At 20.2% G+C, this 2,351-nt stretch carries 1 protein-coding gene; it reads right to left on the bottom strand.

The annotated features are described in order from the left end of the window. Positions 1-359 precede the first annotated feature (359 nt). A complete protein-coding gene (locus tag BBA70_RS03640; RefSeq protein WP_290124277.1) occupies positions 360-491 on the bottom strand; it encodes a hypothetical protein in 132 nt (43 codons plus the stop codon). Positions 492-2,351: the final 1,860 nt, after the last annotated feature.

Below are 2,351 nucleotides of genomic sequence, written 5' to 3'. Positions count from 1 at the left end.
ATTTAAGTAATTAAACAAAATACTAAATATTATCTAATATACTTATATTATACTAAAAAAATATTTTTAAAAACGCATTTTTGCCTCAAAGTTGACAAAAGAAATTATTTATGTAGTAAAATACTCAATAAAGTGCGTAATCACTATTTTATTATTTGTTACATTTTTTTGCTAAAATAAGGGTTTAATTTTTTTATTAAATATTTAACCAAAGTTTTATTACACTGATTAAAACCCAATAAATTATGGAAAGAACGACAAAAGGAGTTATGAAATATAAGCAGCAATTCCCATATTTCAGTTAGCAATCCAGACCATAAAATCAAAAGAGGTAAAATCTTTAAATATTGATAATAAATTTAGTTATTACAAAAGGAACTGATTTTTTTAATGCTTGTGAAGAAAATAATATTGTAAAAAGTTTGTTTTTGGTTCATTCCTAAAGAAAAAGCAGACTCAATTTGTCCTTTATCAACAAATTTAGAAATCATTTTATAACATGCTTTTACAAAAGTGTTATTAGTTCTTGTTTTTTTGTTACTTTAGTCTTTTACCTAATAAAAATAAAGCTAATAAAAAGCCTATTAATAATCCATCAATACTAATTAATAAGGTATTATATAACCTTTTTTTAATAAGTATTTTTGTAAACTCTATCTTTAAATTCTTTTAATTTGTTTCTAATGCTATTAAGTTTATTTTCTAAACAAATTATTTCGTTTGTTTCTTTTGTATTGCCTTGTTCTTTGCTGCTTCTTGTTATTTTTTCTAAATCATTAAATTCTTTTTCTTCTTCTTGGTTTCTTGTATCTTTTTTAACTTTTTCTCATTTAGTTTTTTCTTTGTATAAACATTTTTTCAAATTCTTAAATTCTAATTTTATTTCTTCAAAATTGATTTTTTAATGAATCGTTTGTTGATTTAGTTTTGTTTGTTTTTTATCATTTTCAAAAGCAAAGGCACATTTATTTAAAACTCTAAATTTTGTTCTTCTTATTTTATTTCTTATCTTCCTGAATCATCTAAACATTTTTAAAAAATCTTAGATTCTAATTTAATATCTTTTAATATCTTTTAATGAATCAAATCTTTGTTGGAATTCATCAATTTTTTAGATTGCCAAGAATAAATTTATAAAAAAATTAAATAAAGTACTAAATTCTTTTTCTTATTCTGGGCTTCTTTTCTTTTTATTTAATTCATGTAATCTTGTAAAAACATATTTAAAATCATAAATAACATCCATATCTTTTCCATCTTTGTCTTTCATATATTATAAATAAATATCTTCATCAAAGAATAATTAATTTCTTTTTGTCTTTTGGTATCTCCTTTTTAAACAAAATTTCCTAAACCATTAGGACCTGATTTCAATTGAGGATCAATTGACTCAATTCAATAATAAAATACTTTAAATCTTTGTCTCCTTCAGTATTGTAACTTGATATTAAATCATTGCGCTGTTACGTTTTTTAGAAAAATTTTAGAGAAAAAATTTGTCTAAAAAACGTAACAGCGCAGACCCACCCCTAAGAAAATACCTCCTTTAAGAGCATTAGGATTAAAATTTTTCTTAGCAAAAACTTTAATATGAAACCAAAATAAAAAAAATACAAAAGGTTACCAAAAATAATAATTAAAATACCGAAATACCTTATTTTTAATTAAATATTGAATTAATTTCGAAAAAAAGATTTTACCTTATTAAAAAAATTAATACAAATACCACTAATATCGATAATCATAAGCCGAGTTAATTATTTCCTTTTATACTGTTTGAATATATGTTTTTTATATTTTAATAATTTTATTTTTGCTATATTAGTTTTCTTTGTTTTTTGTGTTTCTTGGTTGGTATTTCTTTATAGATAAAAAAATATCAAAAACAACAAACAAACTAAAAAAAAAAATAAATGGTTTTTAAAAATAAAACTAAAATAAGTAAAGTGAAAAATTGGACAAATAAATGAAAAAGTAAGTTAGGGTAAAATATAAAAAAAGATTGTTAAATGCAATAATTTTAAATGAATAAATATTTAACTTTCCCAAAATACAAAAATGTAAATAAAATAAATTGATATTATAAATCAATGTTATAAAAATAGCCAATTAATAAATGGCTTTTTAGTTTTGTTAAAATAGAGTATCAATAATTATAAATGATTACTTACTAAACAAATTAATTTATATAATTATCTAATAATTAATTTATAAGACTGTATAATTGATAATTAATCATTGATAAAAAGATTTTGAATTTAATGTTTTTAAACAATTTATTGCTTTCTAAAGATTTTTAATATCACAAAGCGATTGTTGGGTTTTGTTGTCATAATTATGATAAATGTATC

The organism is New Jersey aster yellows phytoplasma, assembly GCF_002554195.1.
In the GTDB taxonomy this organism is placed as follows: Bacteria; Bacillota_I; Bacilli_A; order Acholeplasmatales; family Acholeplasmataceae; genus Phytoplasma.
This window is presented reverse-complemented; position numbering and strand designations above follow the sequence as displayed.